This is a genomic window from Cognatazoarcus halotolerans (assembly GCF_009800965.1).
GTDB classification, from domain to species: domain Bacteria; phylum Pseudomonadota; class Gammaproteobacteria; order Burkholderiales; family Rhodocyclaceae; genus Cognatazoarcus; species Cognatazoarcus halotolerans.
The window spans coordinates 255701-272711 of sequence record NZ_WUAF01000005.1; the positions used below are offsets into that span (position 1 = coordinate 255701).

Sequence of the window (17011 nt, forward strand, 5' to 3'; positions counted from 1 at the left end):
AGACGGCCGCAACCGACTCAGTGACGAAGAGCGGCGGAGTCTTCGAAAAGACATTGGCGACGCGGGACGTGATGTCTACGACAAGAACAAGAGCAGGCGCAAGAACGGCTCGACGAGGCGCAACGGTCCGCAGTAGATCGATCGGCGCAGCGACGGAGACGGCCGGCAGGCTACAATTGCCGAATGAAGATTCTCGCCTTGGAAACGTCCGGAGAAGCCGGCAGTGTTGCGTTGCAGTACTGCGGCGAAGTGCAGAGCGTGCCGCTCGAATCTGGCCCTGCCCAGTCCGCCTCGGCCATCGAACGGATTGATTCGCTTCTTGCTGCTGCGGGCTGTCGTCTTGAAGATCTGGACGGCATCGCTTTCAGCGCCGGCCCGGGTGCGTTTACCGGATTGAGGCTGGGGTGCGGAATCGCCCAAGGACTAGCCATGGGCGCGGGAATCGGTGTGATGCCGATCGGGACACTCGATGCACTGGCAGCCCAGATTCAGGAAGGAGAGGTCATTGCCGCAATGGACGCGCGAATGGGGGAGCTTTACTGGGCACACTTTCGATGCAGCAAAGGTATTCCCTTCCCGTTGGGGGAACCCGAATGCGTCTCGCCCAGTAATTGGCAACCCGTTCTTGGGTCCGTCTGTAGCGGGATCGGCTCTGCGTTCAAGGCCCATCGGGGCGCGCTGAATCCTGGGATATTCACGGGTTTGGTAAGCATTTTCGACGATCGCACTCCGAGGGCAAATGAAATCGCGCGGCTGGCCGCTGATCGGCGTTACGCGGCGGCCGCGATTGATCCGGCCTTGGCGGCCCCACTGTACGTACGTGATAAAGTCGCCCGCACCACCGTAGAGCGTCTCGCGCAGGGCGGAAAGGCATGACCTTGGCGCTGCTCGAATTCGAGCCCATGTCAACCGATGACCTCGACTGGGTCAGCGTTGCTGAATCCACCTTGCACAGCCATCCTTGGACGTTAGGGAATTTTGCCGATTCTCTCGGTGCCGGATACAGCTGCTGGATCGGGCGCGATGGCACGGAGCGGGTGAGCTATGGGGTATTGATGCTGGTGCTCGATGAAGCCCATCTGCTGAATATAAGTGTGACCACATCCGCTCAGCGTCGCGGCGTAGGGCAGGCGATGCTCCAGCATCTATTTAACGTATCGGTAGAACGCGGCGCAAGTCAGATGTTTCTGGAGGTCAGGCCGTCGAACGCAGCGGCACTGGCCCTGTATTGCCGCAACGGCTTCGAACCTGTCGGTCGTCGCAAAGCTTATTACCCTGGCCTGAAAACTCGCGAGGATGCGATTGTGATGAGGCGACAACTTTGAAAGGAGTGCGTGAATCGATGCTTCGCGAGATGGGACTCGGCCCCATCTGGCGTTTACGTGGCGTCCCCGATCATCAACTCATCGCAAGGCCTGAAGAGATGCGCGTGTCTCCGGCCGACAACGATTCACCACGCAACGAGGCGCCCCCCTCGTCGGTGTCGACATACACGACGGAATTGAAACAACGTGGCGGTATGCCTCGGCCGACGTCACAGGAGAATACAGTTCCGACAGGTGATTCCGTCGCGAGCAATGCGCAAGGCAACGCATCGCGGGTCGCGATGCTCGATTGGCCTGATCTGGAGCAGGCAATACGGGATTGCAACGCTTGCGTGCTGTGCGAGCGAAGAAATATGGCAGTGCCTGGGATCGGCGATCGAAACGCGGATTGGCTGCTCGTCGGAGAGGGGCCGGGGGCGGAGGAGGATCGGAAAGGCGAGCCTTTCGTTGGACAAGCCGGAAAGTTGCTGGACGCGATGCTCGGCGCAATCGGATTGTCCCGCAACAAGGGTATCTACATCGCTAATGCGGTCAAATGTCGCCCGCCGGGAAACCGCACGCCAGCGAGCGAGGAACTCGCGGCGTGCTACCCCTTTCTGGCACGACAAATCGCATTATTGCAGCCGAAGCTCATTATTGCCCTTGGCCGGCCGGCAGCCCAGGTGCTGCTGAATCGTGAGATCAGGATCTCCGCCGAACGGGGCGTACCACACGACTACGCGGGCATTCCGCTGATCGTCACCTATCATCCCGCCTACCTTTTGCGTAACCAGCATGATAAGGCAAAGGCATGGGCCGACCTCTGTCTGGCTCGGCGTCTGGTTCCGCCGCAGGTTTAGTCTGCTGGCGAGTTCGCGATGGAAGGACGAATTTTTACAGCGGGAGCCGCCACGGCAACCGGCCCCGCGCCTACAATCAGGCCACTCACGCGCCGTTACTCGGAACGCGGGACAGGTCAATAATCAAGAGGATTCATCATGCGCGTCAGGCTATGGGCCGTGCTTGCCCTTGTATCGACACTCCTCGGAGGCTGTGGCTACAACCAGATTCAGGTAAATGACGAACAGGTCAAGTCAGCATGGTCGGAAGTACTGAATCAGTACAAGCGTCGTGCCGATCTGATCCCCAATCTGGTCAACGTCGTGCAGGGGTATGCCTCGCACGAACGCGAAGTGCTTACCCAGGTAACGGAGGCGCGCTCCCGGGTGGGCAGCATTCAGGTCACCCCTGAATTGCTCAATGATCCGGAGGCGCTCGTGAAGTTTCAGCAGGCACAGGGGCAGCTGACGAGTGCCCTGTCCCGTTTGCTGGTGGTGGCCGAAAATTATCCAAACCTGAAGGCGGATGCGAATTTCCGTGATCTGCAGGCCCAGTTGGAGGGTACCGAAAATCGGATCACGGTTGCGCGGGGACGCTACGTCAAGGCGGTAGAAACCTACAACGTCGGTGTCAGGACATTTCCGAACAACCTGACGGCAATGATGTTCGGCTACAAACCAAAAGCGAATTTCAGCGTCGATAACGAACAGGCCATCAGCGAACCACCGAAGGTCAATTTCGGTTCTGCGCCGACGCCAGCGGAACATTGATCGGCTGAAGGTCCACTCTCAAAGTGTTGCACCTCACGTCGCAGAGCTCGTACCGGCGGTTTGCGTACCGTGCTTTTTCCGTACTGCTGTGGTTTTTTGTTTCGGTTGCGGGCGCGCAGGAACTACAACCCGTCCCCACACTTCGGGAACAGGTCACCGATCTTGCTGGTCTGCTAAGCGCCACCGAGCGCACAACCCTCGACGAGCGCCTCAAGGGGATCGAGGCGGAGAGCGGTAGTCAGGTCGCGATACTGACGGTCCGAACGACTCAGCCTGAGCCCATAGAGGCGTACGGAATCAGAGTTGCCGATGCCTGGAAACTGGGTCGGAAGGATATCGATGACGGGGTGCTGATCCTGGTCGCAGCCGACGATCGACGCATGCGTATTGAGGTCGGACGGGGCCTGGAAGGTGCCATTCCTGACGCAATTGCCAAGCGGATCATTGCAGAACGCATGACTCCGGCATTCAGGCAGGGTGACTATGCCGGCGGATTGATCGCGGCGGTAGACGCGATCGGTGGTCTCATCAAGGGTGAGAACTTGCCACCACCCTCGACGCCAAGCCGGTCCGAAAATGAAAGTCTGGGCCTCGAGGAGTTTTTCGTCATCGGCATGGTCGCGAGCATTTTCCTGGGCTCCATACTGAAATCGATGTTCGGCCGCATTCTGGGCTCGACGATCACGGCGGGCCTCGTCGGCACTGCGGCCTGGTTGATAACCGGAACCCTCTTCGTCGCGCTCATCGCGGCTGCGCTCTCACTTATTTTCATCCTCACCATGGGAGCGGGTGGTGGCGGCCTCGGCGGCCGAGGAAGGGCAGGGCCCTGGATCGGCGGAAGCGGGGGCGGTGGTTCGATGGGCGGTTCGGGCGGATGGTCTGGTGGTGGTGGCGGGTTCGGAGGAGGAGGGGCGTCGGGCGGATGGTAAGCAAATGGAAACGGGTCCTTACTCACCTGGTCACCCCCGACTGGCTGGCACGACGACATTTTAAGGCGGACGTGCTTGATGTGATCGAAAGGGCCATCGAGGAGTCGGAGCGCGAACATCGGGGCGAGATTCGCTTCGCCGTGGAATCGGTCATCGAAGCACGTGAGCTGCTTGCTGGCGTCACGGTGCATCAGCGGGCACTCGAAGCCTTTGCTCAACTCGGCGTATGGGACACCGAAGAGAACAGTGGCGTTCTCATTTTCGTCCAGCTGGTAGACCATCGCGTCGAGATCATTGCGGACCGCGGAATTGCCGCGCGGGTGGAGCAACGGGAGTGGGACGAGATCTGCAGGAGCATGGAAACGGCCTATGCGCGAAGCGAATACGCCGAAGGTTCTGTCAACGCTGTACGGATGGCTGGCCAGATACTGCGGCGTCATTTCCCGGCATATCCGCGCAATCCCAATGAACTACCGGATCGGCCCGTGCTGCTTTAGATCACACTCCAACGCAAACCGGTTCAGTGCTTCACGTCGTCAAGCAACCTCACCGAATCGAACTCGCGCTGGTTGGCATCATGAAGCCGCTTGATGAAATACATCGTGATCGCAACGAACAGGCCAAATGCGATGATTACGACATTGACCGCCAGTCCTGAGGCGATCAGTAGCGCATAGAGCCCCGTCATGACGAGAATCGACAGATTCTCGTTGAAATTCTGCACAGCAATCGAATGGCCTGCGCCCATCAGGATATGACCGCGATGCTGCAACAGTGCGTTCATCGGCACGACGAAGAAACCGGCAAGCGCACCGACCAGGACCATCAGCACCATGGCGATGCCGGCATTGGTGACGAGTGTCATCGACAGTACGACCACCCCCATCGCGATCCCCATCGGAATGACCCGCACTGAATTCCTCAGTGACACCAGCCTTGCGGCCAGAATCGCCCCGATCGCTACACCAACAGCAACAACTCCCTGAAGCATCGAGGCTTTTGACAAGTCGAGCTGGAGCGCATGTTCGGCCCACTTGATAACGATGAATTGCAGTGTTGCACCTGCGCCCCAGAAAAGCGTGGTCACCGCGAGCGAAATCTGCCCGAGCTTGTCGCGCCAAAGCAGGCGAAGGCAATGGTTGAAGTCGTGGAGCAGATATATCGGGTTGTTCTTGAGCAGCTTGTGATCGACACCGGTATCGGGGATATAGAAATTGAATCCCGCCGCAATCAGATAAAGCAGCCCGACAACCGCGATGCTGAACTCGAAACGGTTATCCACAAACGGCAGGCCGAGCGCCACGAGCGGATCGATCCAGGCCGGCTGGATCAACGCCCCTCCCAGCATCGTCCCAAGGATGATGGCGCCGACGGTAAGTCCCTCGATCCATCCATTGGCGACCACCAGCAAGCGATGCGGCAGGTACTCGGTGAGAATTCCGTATTTCGCCGGTGAATAGGCCGCAGCGCCCAAACCCACGATCGCATACGCAAAGAGCGGATGCAGGCCCATGAACATCATCAGGCAGCCGCCGATCTTGACCGTATTGCTGATCAGCATCACACGCCACTTTGGCATCGAGTCGGCAAATGCACCGACGAAAGCCGCGAGCGCAACGTAAGAAACGGTAAAAAACAGCTTGAGAAGCGGCTCGTACTCCGCTGGCGCATGAAGGTCACGCAGCAGGGCAATTGCCGCAATGAGAAGCGCGTTGTCTGCCAGCGCCGAGAAGAACTGCGCTGCCATGATGATGTAGAAACCGAGCGGCATTGTTTGGTTTTGGGCCGTCGAGCGGTTACGGAAGCGCGGTTTATAACACGAAGACTGCGTCGGCGTGATTGAAGTACAGCAAGCGTCGCGCAGTTATCCGCACCAAAGGTGTAAAAAGTCCTCGGTGATGGTGTGCTGCGGGCAGGATTTGTGGTGCAATCGGACTGATAAACCGTACTTATTTAATCGGACCGACATGGCAGACCGCAGACTCCAAGTGTTTCATGCAGTAGTGAAACATGGCTCCTTCACCCGCGCAGCGGAACGGCTGTTCATGACGCAGCCTGCAGTAACGTTCCAGATCAAACAGCTCGAAGAACACTTCGACACCCGCCTTCTTGAGCGGGGGCATGGCAAGCTCGGGCTCACGCCGGCTGGCGAGATCGTTTTCGATTACGCGGAGCGTATCCTCACCCTCAACGAGGAACTCGAATCACGCGTGTCGGAGCTGACCGACGAGCTCGCCGGCACGCTCAACGTGGGTACCAGCACCACGATTGCCGCCTATTGGCTGCCGCATCTGCTCGAGGGCTTCAAGCGCCTCTATCCGCGGGTAATTCCACGGGTGATGGTTGGCAATTCGGCTTACATCGAAGGGAAGGTCGCCGGGCGCGAACTCGACCTCGGCCTGATCGAGATCGTCACAGACAATCCAACCCTTGAACGCCGCACTGCAGGCAGGGACGACCTGATGGTGATCTGTCGCCCGGATCATCCGCTCGCGGCCCATGAACGCCTCGACGCCCCAACCCTGGCGGAGCATCCATTCATTACCCGCGAGCCCGGCAACGCCATCCGCGATCTCGCCGAGAGCTATTTCGAGGCCGCGGGTTTCGGGCCGGAAGATCTCGCCATCGCGGCGGAACTCGGAAGCCTTGCCGCAGTAAAGCATCTGGTCCGGGACGGCTTTGGTTTTGGCATTGCGTCGAGGGCGGCCATCCAGCGCGATCTGTGTGAAAAACTGCTCGTGGCAATACCGCTCGATCCCCCGCTTTACACGCCCCTCGAAGTCATTTTTCCCAAGGACCGTTTCCGGTCACGCCTTATCGTCACATTTGCCGACTTCGCAACCGAGACCCTCCAGCAATTGGGTGAGGTGCTCGACAAGAAAGCCGCAGCGGCCAGACCGGCCTGATGGCAAAGACGAAATCGGTCTTTACCTGTTCCGATTGCGGGGGACAGACACCTCGCTGGCAGGGGCAATGTCCCCATTGCAGTGCGTGGAACACGCTCGTCGAAGGCCCGGCGGAGCAGGGCGGCACGTCACGGCATCGTTATGCCTCGATCGCCGGTACGTCGAGCGGCCCGCGGGTGCTCGCCGAGATCCAACCTCGTGAGTCGCCACGCGTTCCGACTGGCATCGACGAATTCGACCGCGTCCTCGGTGGCGGTCTCGTCCCCGGCGGTGTTGTCCTGATCGGTGGCGATCCCGGCATCGGAAAATCCACCCTGCTGTTGCAGGCGCTCAGTGTCCTTGCTGACAGGCTTCCCACGCTTTACGTAACCGGCGAAGAGTCGGCGGAGCAGGTCGCGTTGCGCGCACAACGGCTCCAGTTGATCCCCGGCGGACTTCAGATTCTTCCGGAGATCAGTCTCGAGCGCATTCTTGGCGTATTGACCGAGACGAAACCCAAGGTCGCGGTGATCGACTCAATTCAGACGGTGTACTCCGAAAACCTGCAGTCGGCGCCGGGCTCCGTCGGACAAGTGCGCGAATGTGCAGCACAACTTACGCGACACGCCAAACAGCAGGGCGTGACCCTGATCATGGTCGGGCATGTCACCAAAGATGGTGCGCTTGCCGGTCCCAGGGTTCTGGAGCATATCGTCGACACTGTTCTGTATTTCGAGGGCGACACACATTCGACGTTCAGACTGATCCGCGCATTCAAGAATCGATTCGGAGCGGTCAACGAACTTGGCGTGTTTGCGATGACCGACCGCGGTCTGCGCGGTGTCAGCAACCCTTCGGCGATTTTTCTTTCCCAGCACTCCCAGCAGGTCTCCGGCTCCTGCATTCTGGTAACGCAGGAGGGTACCCGGCCCCTGCTGGTCGAAATTCAGGCGTTGGTCGATTCCGCCCACAGCCCGAGTCCTCGCCGATTGTCCGTCGGGCTCGAGCAGAATCGTCTCGCGATGTTGCTCGCGGTGCTACATCGTCACGCGGGCGTCGTGTGCTTCGATCAGGATGTTTTCGTGAACGCAGTGGGCGGCGTAAAGATCAGTGAACCGGCAGCCGACTTGCCGGTGCTGCTGGCAATCGTCTCATCGCTTCGTAACGAACCCTTGCCGCGCCGTCTCGCCGCTTTCGGTGAAGTCGGCCTGGCAGGCGAAATACGTCCGGCACCCCGCGGACAGGAGCGCCTGAGGGAAGCGGCGAAGCTCGGATTCGACACCGTGTTGATTCCTGCCGCAAACGCGCCGAAACAGTCACTGCCGGGTCTCAACGTCATCGCCGTGGAGCGCCTTGACGACGCTTTGGCGCGCGTGCGTGAACTCGATAACGCCGACTGATGGTTTCCATCAATACGGGATTGGCAAATCCGCATCACAATTATAAGTTTACATAATAAAGATTATGAAGACTTAAGGACGCCGAAGAATGGGCCGCTGGATCACTCACGCAGGGTTCACGTACATGACATGAGGCGGAACCGAGCTTCTGCGCGTCGCGGTCTATTTCCCGCTTGGCCACAAATTGCAAACCGGAGTTGCAGGCTCCGTGACTTGAACCACGCGCGATATCCGTGCAGATTCCATCATTCATCGCGCGCCCTTTGGGCGACGCAGCCCGCCGGCACGAATGGATCGTCTTTCGTGCCCGGTTTTTGTGGCAGAAGCGGATTACGGAAATGACCAGGGAACAACGCCGAAGTACTGGAAATCGTGGGCCGAATGTACCGCCGCTTTCGGAGTCGGCGCGCATGGCTGCACAGAATGTGCTTGGTGACGATGCGCCGCGGCGTGACCGATTGATAGAGTATCTGCATCGTCTCCAGGATCAGCACCGCTGCCTGTTTGCCGATCACCTCGCGGCCTTGGCCGAAGCGCTCGGGATGTCGCGTGCCGAGGTCTACGAGGTGGCCAGCTTCTACCATCACTTCGATATCGTCGCGGAAGGTAGTGAGCCGCCGCAGCTCACTGTGCGGGTGTGCGATTCGCTCAGCTGCACGCTGCATGGTGCAGCCGAGCTTGCGGCCGATCTGGAGGCGCGACTGGGCCCCAGCGTGCGTGTCCAGCGGGTGCCATGTGTCGGTCGCTGCGATAGCGCACCTGTGGCCGTGGTCGCCCGGAATCCGGTCATGGAGGCAACGCCACAGAAAATCATCGATGCGGTAAATGCAGGTGCACACGAAGAGCCCGCACCGCAGATCATCGATTTCGGCGCCTACCTTGCCGGCGGCGGATATGCGCTGTATGAATCGATTCGTGGTGGCCAGCACACGCCCGCACAGATCCTCGAGGTACTCGATTCCGCCATCCTGCGCGGTCTCGGCGGCGCCGGTTTTCCGGCCGCGCGCAAGTGGCGCACGGTGATGGCGCAGCCGGCGCCGCGCAACATGGCGGTGAATATCGATGAAGGCGAGCCCGGTACCTTCAAGGACCGGCATTACCTGGGGCGCGACCCCCATCGCTTCATAGAAGGCATGCTGATTGCCGCCCGGGTCGTCGATGTCGCAGCGATCTGGATCTACATCCGCGACGAATACCCGGCTCTACGCCACATGCTGCTCGCCGAACTGAAAAAGGTGCGCGCCGCGTGGCCGGATCTGCCGCCGATCGAGCTGCGCCGCGGTGCCGGTGCCTACATCTGCGGCGAGGAATCCGCGATGATCGAGTCGATCGAGGGCAAGCGCGGCATGCCGCGGCTGCGTCCGCCCTATGTCGCCGAAGTCGGCCTGTTCGGCCGCCCCACCCTGGTCCATAACCCGGAAACCCTGTGGTGGGTGCGAGACATCGTCGAAACGAGTCTGCTCCAGGGCTATGACTGGCTCGAGAAGCGCGGGCGCAACGGCCGACGGGGGTTGCGCAGTTTCTCGGTCAGCGGTCGGGTGGCAAAACCCGGGGTGGTCGTCACCGATGCCGGCATCACCCTGCGTCAACTGGTCGACGAACATTGTGGCGGCATGTTGCCCGGTCACGAACTGTACGGCTACTTTCCGGGCGGCGCTTCGGGCGGCATCCTGCCGGCCAGCCTCGCCGACGTGCCGCTCGATTTCGATACCTTGGCACCCTACGGTTGCTTCATCGGCTCTGCCGCCATCGTGGTGTTCTCGCAGCACGACAAGGCCCGCGTCCTCGCAGAAAATGCCATGCAGTTCTTCGCCCACGAATCCTGCGGACAATGCACCCCCTGCCGCGTTGGCACCGTCAAGGCTGCCGCTCTCATGGCTGCGCCGCGCTGGGATGCCCCTCTGCTGGAAGCGCTTGGCAGTGCGATGATGGATGCATCGATCTGCGGCCTGGGCCAGGCTGCGCCCAACCCGATGCGCTGTGTGCTGCACTACTTTCCGCGTGAAGTGGGTGCCGCGCAGGAGGACGAGGCATGAGCGATACCCGCACCCCCATCGTATTCGAGCTCGACGGCCGTAACATCGACGCGGCGCCGGGCGAGACCATCCTGCTCGCGGCACGACGCGCCGGCGTCGAGATTCCTCACCTGTGCTTCAGCGACGGCCTGCGTGCCGATGGCAACTGCCGCACCTGTGTGGTCGAGATCGAAGGCGAACGTGTGCTCGCCCCGTCCTGTTGCCGCTCCCCTGCCCCCGGGATGAAGGTCAAGGCCGCAAGCGAGCGTGCCCTCGCCTCGCAGCGGATGGTGCTCGAGCTGCTGCGTGCCGACGTCGACCCAGCAAGCGAGAAGGCGGATTCCGAGCTCGCGCAATGGTGCAAGCAACTCGGCGTCGGCCAAAGCCGTTTCGCAGCGCGCAAGCAGCCGGTTGCCGATGCGAGCCACCCCGCCATCGCGGTCAATCTTGCCGCCTGCATCCAGTGCACCCGCTGCCTGCGGGCGTGCCGCGAAGAGCAGGTGAACGACGTGATTGGCTACGCCCGCCGCGGCGCCGAATCAAAGATCGTCTTCGATCTAGACGTCACCATGAACAGCTCGACCTGCGTCGGCTGCGGCGAATGCGTGCAGGCCTGCCCCACTGGCGCCCTGCTTCCGGCCACGCTTTCACAGGCGCCGCCTACGCCGACCAGATCTGTCGATTCCTTGTGCCCGTATTGCGGCGTGGGCTGCCAGCTCAGCTACCACGTGGGTGGCGAAGGGGCGGCGCAGACCATCGTCTTTGCCGAGGGGCGCGACGGGCCCGCCAATGCCGGCCGGCTGTGCGTCAAGGGCCGTTACGGCTTCAGCTACAGCCGCAATGCGCAGCGCCTCACGGCACCGCTGATCCGCAAGTCCGGTGTGCCCAAGTCGGTCACGCTCGACCCGGCCAATCCGCTCGCCGCGTTTCGCGAAGCAAGCTGGGACGAGGCGCTGGATTTCGCTGCCGCTGGCCTCGCCCGCATCAAGCAGACGCACGGCCCGCACGCGCTCGCCGGCTTCGGCTCCGCCAAGGGCAGCAACGAGGAGGCCTACCTGTTCCAGAAACTGGTGCGGACCGGTTTCGGCACCCACAACGTCGATCACTGCACCCGCCTTTGCCATGCTTCCTCGGTCGCGGCGCTGCTCGAAGGCATCGGCTCGGGGGCGGTCTCCAATCCGGTGCGCGATGTCGAGTTCGCCGACCTGATCATCGTCATCGGCGCCAATCCGGCGGCCAACCATCCGGTCGCCGCGAGCTTCATCAAGAACGCGACAGAGCGCGGCGCGCGGCTGGTGATGATCGATCCGCGTCGCACGCCGCTGGCACGCCACGCCTGGCGCACGCTGCAGTTCCGGGCCGATGCGGATGTGGCGCTGCTGCTGTCGATGGCTTGTGTGATCATCGAGGAGGCGCTCACCGACCCCGCCTTCATTGCTGCCCGTACCGAAGGCTTCGAGGCGTTTCGCGACGCCGCGCTGCGCTACCCGCCCGAGCGCATGGCACCGATTACCGGCATCGATGCGCAGACGGTGCGCGAAGTGGCCCGCGCCTACGCCCGCGGACCGAACAGCATGATCTTCTGGGGCATGGGTATCTCGCAGCACACGCATGGCACCGACAACGCCCGCTGCCTGATCGCGCTGGCGCTCATGACCGGCCAGATCGGTCGCCCCGGCACCGGGCTGCACCCGCTGCGCGGCCAGAACAACGTCCAGGGCGCCTCCGACGTAGGTCTCATCCCGATGATGTTCCCCGACTACCAGCGTACCGCCGACCCACAGGTGCGTGCGCACTTCGAGGCCTTGTGGGGATCGACCCTGCCCGTCGAGCCGGGTCTGACGGTGGTTGAAATCATCGATGCGGCGAGCGCCGGGCGCATTCGAGGGATGTACATCGAAGGCGAAAATCCGGCCATGTCCGACCCCGATCTGGCCCATGCGCGTGCTGCGCTCGCAGGGCTGGAGCATCTGGTGGTGCAGGACATTTTCCTCACCGAGACCGCGATGCTCGCCGACGTGGTGCTGCCCGCGTCGAGTCTCTATGAAAAAACCGGCAGCTTCACCAATACCGATCGGCTGGTACAGCTCGCCCGGCCGGTGCTGCCGCTGCCGGGCGAGGCGCGCCAGGACTGGTGGATCATTCAGGAAATGGCGAGGCGCCTGGGACTGGACTGGGATTACGCGGGCCCCGCCGAGGTCTTCGCGGAGCTTGCCCAGGCGATGCCAAGCTATGCGGGCATCACCTGGGCGGCACTCGAAGCCGAGGGGGCGGTGGTCGCCCCCAAACCCGCCGTCGACGCGCCCTCGCAGCCAGTGCTGTTCCAGACTGGCTTCCCGACACCGAACGGCCGCGGACGCTTCGTGCCCGTGACGCCGCTCCCGGCTGCGGAATTGCCCGACAGCGAATACCCGATGGTTCTCATCACCGGCCGTGTCCTCGAGCACTGGCACACCGGCAGCATGACGCGTCGGGCCGAAGTGTTGGACGCGCTCGATCCGCACCCCTGGTGCGGCATGCATCCCGAAGACATGGGCGCGCTCGGCGCGGCGCATCGTGGGCAAGTGCTGCTCGAGACCCGGCGCGGCAGCATCGTGCTGGAGGTGCGTGCCGATGAAGGCGTGCAGCGTGGCTCGGTATTCATGGCCTTCTGCTATGTGGAAGCCGCTGCAAATCTGCTCACCCAGCCCGCGCTCGACCCTTTCGGCAAGATTCCCGAGTTCAAGTACTGCGCACTGCGTGTCAGTCACGTCGAGCCGTCTCACGAGTGATCATGAACGAAAAGAACCGCTTTCATCTTCCCGAAAAGGAAAAGACGCTCCGTATCGCGAGGCTGCGCGAGCGATTCGAGCAGGCGCACCCGATGAAGCCGGGCCGCGTACGAAAGGGTTTGCCCGCCTCAATCTGGAAAACCCTGTGGTTCTTCACCGCGCTACTGCTGATCGCCTGGGCGACCGGCATCCGCTGGTGAGGACTACCCGCCCCCACGCGGTACCCTCTTTGCCCCTGCCCGGCCCATCCGTGGTAGAACTGCCGCTTGTTCCACCAGGCACTTATTTCGATGCCAGATACGCCCCCGCGAATCCTCTCGATCATCGCGCCGATGACGCAGTTGAACACGCCTTATCCGTCGACTGCCTACCTGACCGGCTTCCTGCGTTCGCGCGGTTTCGATGCCGTCCAGGAAGACCTCGCCCTCGCCCTGGTGCTGCGGCTGCTGTCGCGCGACGGGCTCAACGCGATCCGCGTCCACGCCGAGGCGCTGCCGGCCCGCAGACGCAGCGAGAGCGTCGACTGCTTTCTCGAGCACTTCGACGCCTACCGCGTCTCGATCGCGCCGACCATCTCATTCCTGCAAGGGCGTGACACCACACTGGCCCACCGCATCTGCAGCGGCACCTTCCTACCCGAAGGGCCGCGCTTCGACGCGCTCGACGCCTACATGGATCCTGACGGCGGCGATCCACTCGCCTGGGCTTTCGGCGCGCTCGGCGTGCATGATCGCGCGCGTCATCTTGCCACGCTCTATCTCAACGACATCGCCGACGTGCTGCGCGACGCGGTCGATGCCCGCTTCGAATTCGTGCGCTACGCCGAATCGCTGGCGCTGAGTCAGCCAAGTTTCGATCCGCTAGCTCATGCACTCGCGGCGCCGACGAACCTGGTCGACGAGTTCCTCGCCACGCTCACCCGCGAAGCGCTGTCACGCCACGGCCCAAAGGTCGTGCTCGTTTCGGTGCCCTTCCCGGGCGCGGTCTACGCGGCCTTTCGCATCGCGCAGACCATCAAGGCAACTCACCCCGATATCGTCACCGTACTCGGCGGCGGCTATGTCAATACCGAGCTGCGCGAGCTGGCCGAGCCGCGGGTCTTCGACTATTTCGATTACGTCACGCTCGACGACGGCGAACGCCCGCTGCTCGCCCTGCTCGACCATCTTGCCGGCAAGCGCTCGGCCAAGCGGCTGGTGCGAACCTACCTGCGCGACGCCGTCGATGGTCAGGTCCGCTACGTGAATCTGGTCGAGCCCGACGTGCCCTTCTCCGAGGTCGGCACCCCCACCTGGGACGGGCTGCCGCTCGACAAATACCTGTCGTTGCTCGACATGCTCAACCCAATGCACCGCCTGTGGTCGGACGGGCGCTGGAACAAGCTCACCGTGGCACACGGCTGCTACTGGAAGAAGTGCAGCTTCTGCGACGTGAGCCTCGATTACATCTCGCGCTACGACGGTGCATCCGCCAGCCTGCTGGTCGACCGCATCGAGGCGATCGTCGCCGAAACCGGCCAGACCGGCTTCCATTTCGTCGACGAGGCCGCGCCGCCGAAAGCCTTGCGCGCGCTCGCCGAAGAACTCGTGCGGCGTGGCGTGGCGATCTCGTGGTGGGGCAATATCCGCTTCGAAAAGTCATTCACACCCGAGCTCTGTCAGTTGCTTGCGCAAAGTGGCTGCATCGCCATCTCGGGCGGTCTGGAGGTCGCCTCCGACCGCCTCCTCAAGCTCATGAAAAAGGGCGTCTCGGTCGATCAAGTGGCACGTGTCACACACGCTTTCGCCGAAGCCGGGGTGCTGGTGCATGCCTACCTGATGTACGGCTTTCCCACCCAGACGGTGCATGACACGGTCGACGCGCTCGAATACGTGCGCCAGCTCTTCGAGGCCGGCTGCATCCAGTCGGGTTTCTTCCACCGCTTCGCATGCACCGTGCACTCGCCGGTGGGCATGAACCCGGACGAATACGGCGTGCGCCTCATTCCCCTGCCCCCGGGCAAGTTCGCGAAGAACGACATCGGCTTCGAGGACCCGGTCGGCGCGGACCATGACGCACTCGGCAAGGCGCTCAACAAGGCGCTTTACAACTACATGCATGGCATCGGGCTGGATCACGACGTGCGCCAGTGGTTCAGCGGAAAGCTGCCGCGGCCACGGGTGGCGCGCAATTTCATCGAACGCGCGCTGGCGCAGCGCGAAGCGCGCCGAAGCGCCCACGCCTGAGCACCTGCGGTCGATGGACGCCTTTGCCCTGCTCGAAGATCGGCTGGCCGAAGCCAATCCGCCGGCTTCCCGTCATTACACCGGCTTCAGCCACCTGCGCCGCTGCACCGATCCCGCCGGGCTCAACGCGCTGTGGCAGGCGGTGGAGGCCGATCTGGCCTGCGGGCTGCACGCGGTGCTGATGATCGATTACGAGTGGGGCGTGCGGCTCCAGCTTCGTGACGATGCGATGCGCGCCGCTAACACCGGCTCGGCGCTCACCGTCCTGCTGTTCCGCGAGCTCGCGTTGCTCGACGCCGCAGCCTGCGACGCCCTGCTCGGCGGCGGGCGGGAGAGCGGCGTGCTGTCCGCGCGGCCCGACATCGACAAGGCGCGCTTCGACGCCGCGATCGCCTCGATCCACCAGCGCATCCGTGACGGCGAGACCTACCAGATCAACTACACCTACCGGCTCGGACTGCAGGCCTACGGTGAACCGCTCGAACTCTACCGGCGACTGCGTGCGCGCCAGATGGTGGCCTACGGTGCCTTCATTCAGTTGCCCGAGGGCGCGGGGCGGGTGAGCCATGTGCTCTCTTTCTCACCCGAACTCTTCCTCAAGAAGCGCGGCAGTTTGCTCGAAGCGCGACCGATGAAGGGCACTGCGCCGGTACCCGGTGGCGAACAGGCGAATGCCGAGGCCGCTGCGGTGCTCGCGGCGGATGAAAAGAATCGCGCCGAAAACCTCATGATCGTCGACCTGCTCAGGAACGACCTTGGGCGCATTGCCCACACCGGCAGTGTGAAAGTTCCGAAGCTGTTCACCGTTGAGCATTTCGAGACGGTGTTGCAGATGACGTCCACGGTCACCGGCGAGCTCGACGCGCAGACCGGTTTCCCCGAGATCCTGCGCGCGCTGTTTCCCTGCGGCTCGATCACCGGCGCGCCAAAACACCGCTCGATGCAGATCATCGACGCGCTCGAAGCCTCGCCGCGCGGCCTCTACACCGGCGCCATCGGCTGGCTCGACCGCCCTCCCCTGGGCGCGCGCTGCGGCGACTTCTGCCTCTCGGTGGCAATCCGCACCCTTACCTTGCAGCCCGACGCCTCGCCCGGTCTTTGGCAGGGAGAGATGGGAATCGGCGCAGGCATCGTCATCGATAGCGATGCCGACGAAGAGTTCGACGAATGCCGCCTGAAGGGGCACTTTCTCACCGGCCTCGCGCCCGGCTTCGCGCTGTTCGAGACCATGCTGGTACGCGGCGCTTCAATCCCTCACCTGGCACGCCACCTGCAACGGCTCGGCGGCAGCGCCGCCGCGCTCGGTTTCGAGTTCGACGAGGCGCGGGTGCGCGCGGAGCTGGCCGCACAGTTGGTCCGGTTGCCGCGGGACATCGACCACCGCCTGCGCCTGCAGCTCGATTTCGATGGCGGCATCAGCTTTAGCAGCGCGCCGCTGGCGCCCCTGCCGGAAACGCCTGTGCGGGTCAGGCTGGCCGAACGGCCGATCGGCAGCGAACTCCCGCTGTTGCGTCACAAGGTCACCCTGCGTGGCCGCTACGATACAGAACTGGCGCTGGCCGAAGCGCAGGGGGCATTCGACACGCTGTGCTTCAATGCGCGCGGCGAGCTTACCGAAGGCGCACGCAGCAACGTCTTCGTGAGACTCGGCGGGGCATGGTTCACGCCACCGCTATCGGCGGGGCTGTTGCCGGGCGTCATGCGCAGTGTCTTGCTCGAAAATCCGGCGCTGGCGGCCAACGAGCGAACAATTCCGCTCGATCTGCTCGACGAGGCCGAAGCGCTCATCGTCTGCAACGCACTGCGCGGCCCCTTGCGAGCGCAGTTGGTACGGGGCTGAAGCTTGCCCCGCACCAGCGGCAGCGGGCCCGG

General features: G+C 62.7%; 14 protein-coding genes. 13 read left to right on the forward strand and 1 reads right to left on the reverse strand.

Annotated elements, in window-relative coordinates:
* Positions 1 to 183: 183 nt before the first annotated feature.
* The 6 genes from tsaB to GQB03_RS09060 all read left to right on the forward strand — a co-directional run bounded on the left by tsaB (position 184) and on the right by GQB03_RS09060 (position 4340).
* On the forward strand, positions 184 to 876 hold the full coding sequence (gene tsaB / locus GQB03_RS09035; RefSeq protein WP_159687666.1) for a tRNA (adenosine(37)-N6)-threonylcarbamoyltransferase complex dimerization subunit type 1 TsaB: 693 nt from the start codon (positions 184 to 186) through the stop codon (positions 874 to 876).
* A complete protein-coding gene (rimI, locus tag GQB03_RS09040) occupies positions 873 to 1325 on the forward strand; it encodes a ribosomal protein S18-alanine N-acetyltransferase (protein ID WP_159687669.1) in 453 nt (150 codons plus the stop codon). Before tsaB ends, rimI begins: the two co-directional genes overlap by 4 nt.
* Before the next feature lie 17 nt (positions 1326 to 1342).
* Positions 1343 to 2164 carry a uracil-DNA glycosylase gene (locus GQB03_RS09045; protein ID WP_159687672.1) on the forward strand — a complete coding sequence of 274 codons (822 nt, stop codon included), beginning with the start codon at positions 1343 to 1345 and terminating at the stop codon, positions 2162 to 2164.
* A gap of 138 nt (positions 2165 to 2302) precedes the next feature.
* Positions 2303 to 2914, forward strand: a complete 612-nt coding sequence (locus tag GQB03_RS09050) for a LemA family protein (protein ID WP_159687675.1) — start codon at positions 2303 to 2305, stop codon at positions 2912 to 2914.
* Positions 2915 to 2937: 23 nt separating this feature from the next.
* The gene (locus GQB03_RS09055; RefSeq protein ID WP_159687677.1) at positions 2938 to 3843 is read left to right on the forward strand and encodes a TPM domain-containing protein; all 906 of its coding nucleotides are present in this window, start codon (positions 2938 to 2940) and stop codon (positions 3841 to 3843) included.
* Entirely contained in the window at positions 3837 to 4340 is a 504-nt protein-coding gene (locus GQB03_RS09060; RefSeq protein ID WP_159687679.1) for a TPM domain-containing protein, read from the forward strand. Before GQB03_RS09055 ends, GQB03_RS09060 begins: the two co-directional genes overlap by 7 nt.
* Positions 4341 to 4363: 23 nt before the next feature.
* On the opposite strand, the gene lplT is transcribed toward GQB03_RS09060, so the two are convergent.
* Positions 4364 to 5614, reverse strand: coding sequence for a lysophospholipid transporter LplT (gene lplT, locus GQB03_RS09065; protein WP_159687682.1), 1251 nt, complete (start codon positions 5612 to 5614; stop codon positions 4364 to 4366).
* A gap of 196 nt (positions 5615 to 5810) precedes the next feature.
* Between lplT and GQB03_RS09070 the strand changes: the two genes are divergently transcribed.
* The 7 genes from GQB03_RS09070 to GQB03_RS09100 all read left to right on the forward strand — a co-directional run bounded on the left by GQB03_RS09070 (position 5811) and on the right by GQB03_RS09100 (position 16979).
* Positions 5811 to 6749 carry a LysR family transcriptional regulator gene (locus tag GQB03_RS09070; protein WP_159687767.1) on the forward strand — a complete coding sequence of 313 codons (939 nt, stop codon included), beginning with the start codon at positions 5811 to 5813 and terminating at the stop codon, positions 6747 to 6749.
* On the forward strand, positions 6749 to 8128 hold the full coding sequence (radA, locus tag GQB03_RS09075) for a DNA repair protein RadA (RefSeq protein ID WP_159687684.1): 1380 nt from the start codon (positions 6749 to 6751) through the stop codon (positions 8126 to 8128). The genes GQB03_RS09070 and radA overlap by 1 nt, the downstream gene beginning before the upstream one ends.
* Before the next feature lie 410 nt (positions 8129 to 8538).
* Positions 8539 to 10164, forward strand: a complete 1626-nt coding sequence (locus GQB03_RS09080) for an NAD(P)H-dependent oxidoreductase subunit E (protein ID WP_235026995.1) — start codon at positions 8539 to 8541, stop codon at positions 10162 to 10164.
* Positions 10161 to 12914 carry a formate dehydrogenase subunit alpha gene (gene fdhF, locus GQB03_RS09085; protein WP_159687690.1) on the forward strand — a complete coding sequence of 918 codons (2754 nt, stop codon included), beginning with the start codon at positions 10161 to 10163 and terminating at the stop codon, positions 12912 to 12914. Before GQB03_RS09080 ends, fdhF begins: the two co-directional genes overlap by 4 nt.
* Positions 12915 to 12916: 2 nt before the next feature.
* Positions 12917 to 13114, forward strand: coding sequence for a hypothetical protein (locus GQB03_RS09090; RefSeq protein ID WP_159687693.1), 198 nt, complete (start codon positions 12917 to 12919; stop codon positions 13112 to 13114).
* Positions 13115 to 13204: 90 nt separating this feature from the next.
* The gene (locus GQB03_RS09095) at positions 13205 to 15139 is read left to right on the forward strand and encodes a B12-binding domain-containing radical SAM protein (protein ID WP_159687696.1); all 1935 of its coding nucleotides are present in this window, start codon (positions 13205 to 13207) and stop codon (positions 15137 to 15139) included.
* A 13-nt stretch (positions 15140 to 15152) separates the two neighbouring features.
* The gene (locus tag GQB03_RS09100; protein WP_159687699.1) at positions 15153 to 16979 is read left to right on the forward strand and encodes a chorismate-binding protein; all 1827 of its coding nucleotides are present in this window, start codon (positions 15153 to 15155) and stop codon (positions 16977 to 16979) included.
* The last annotated feature ends 32 nt before the right edge of the window (positions 16980 to 17011 follow it).

Coding starts and splice junctions, on each gene's coding strand:
- tsaB (WP_159687666.1), top strand. CDS start 184: ATGAAGATTCTCGCCTTGGAAACGTCCGGAGAAGCCGGCAGTGTTGCG.
- rimI (WP_159687669.1), top strand. CDS start 873: ATGACCTTGGCGCTGCTCGAATTCGAGCCCATGTCAACCGATGACCTC.
- GQB03_RS09045 (WP_159687672.1), top strand. CDS start 1,343: ATGCTTCGCGAGATGGGACTCGGCCCCATCTGGCGTTTACGTGGCGTC.
- GQB03_RS09050 (WP_159687675.1), top strand. CDS start 2,303: ATGCGCGTCAGGCTATGGGCCGTGCTTGCCCTTGTATCGACACTCCTC.
- GQB03_RS09060 (WP_159687679.1), top strand. CDS start 3,837: ATGGTAAGCAAATGGAAACGGGTCCTTACTCACCTGGTCACCCCCGAC.
- lplT (WP_159687682.1), bottom strand. CDS start 5,614: ATGCCGCTCGGTTTCTACATCATCATGGCAGCGCAGTTCTTCTCGGCG.
- GQB03_RS09070 (WP_159687767.1), top strand. CDS start 5,811: ATGGCAGACCGCAGACTCCAAGTGTTTCATGCAGTAGTGAAACATGGC.
- radA (WP_159687684.1), top strand. CDS start 6,749: ATGGCAAAGACGAAATCGGTCTTTACCTGTTCCGATTGCGGGGGACAG.
- GQB03_RS09080 (WP_235026995.1), top strand. CDS start 8,539: ATGGCTGCACAGAATGTGCTTGGTGACGATGCGCCGCGGCGTGACCGA.
- fdhF (WP_159687690.1), top strand. CDS start 10,161: ATGAGCGATACCCGCACCCCCATCGTATTCGAGCTCGACGGCCGTAAC.
- GQB03_RS09090 (WP_159687693.1), top strand. CDS start 12,917: ATGAACGAAAAGAACCGCTTTCATCTTCCCGAAAAGGAAAAGACGCTC.
- GQB03_RS09095 (WP_159687696.1), top strand. CDS start 13,205: ATGCCAGATACGCCCCCGCGAATCCTCTCGATCATCGCGCCGATGACG.
- GQB03_RS09100 (WP_159687699.1), top strand. CDS start 15,153: ATGGACGCCTTTGCCCTGCTCGAAGATCGGCTGGCCGAAGCCAATCCG.